This is a genomic window from Variovorax sp. P2_H12 (genome assembly GCF_056403395.1).
On record NZ_JBFUFO010000213.1, the window covers coordinates 1 to 435 of the forward strand.

The 435-nt window shown below is 70.1% G+C and carries 1 protein-coding gene; it reads left to right on the top strand.

The features are described 5' to 3' along the window. On the top strand, positions 1-308 hold a 308-nt coding region (locus AC1DYK_RS35860), incomplete at its 5' end, for a VOC family protein (RefSeq protein WP_478170595.1). Positions 309-435 lie beyond the last annotated feature (127 nt).

Here is a 435-nt window from a genome sequence, read left to right on the forward strand (position 1 = left end):
GGGGCGGCGAGCGACCGGGCAGCTGCCAAGTCGCCTACGAAAACGATCACGTCGTGCTCCGTCACGGCGAAGACACGGTGGCGCGGCTCAGCGGCGGAGCCGTGGAGGCTGCTCCCGACCCGCAGGTCCGACCGCGCTGGCACGTCCATTTCCGGGTGCCTGACATTGAGGCTGCCGTTCACACGGCCACTGGCCTCGGAGGCAGCAGCGTCTCTCCCGTGGAGCAATCCGAGACCGATCGCTGGATCACGCTGCGTGACCCGGAGGGTGGACTGTTCACCGTCACCTCGCCCCGGCTCGGGGACTGAGCCCTCCGGAGGCGGATCGCCGGGCATCCGCAGGCCCCGCCCGACGACGGCCGGGAACGGACGATACGCGGGCACTTCGACCGGTTCGGAGCCGCCCCTGACGGACGGCTGTTCCGGACTGTTATTG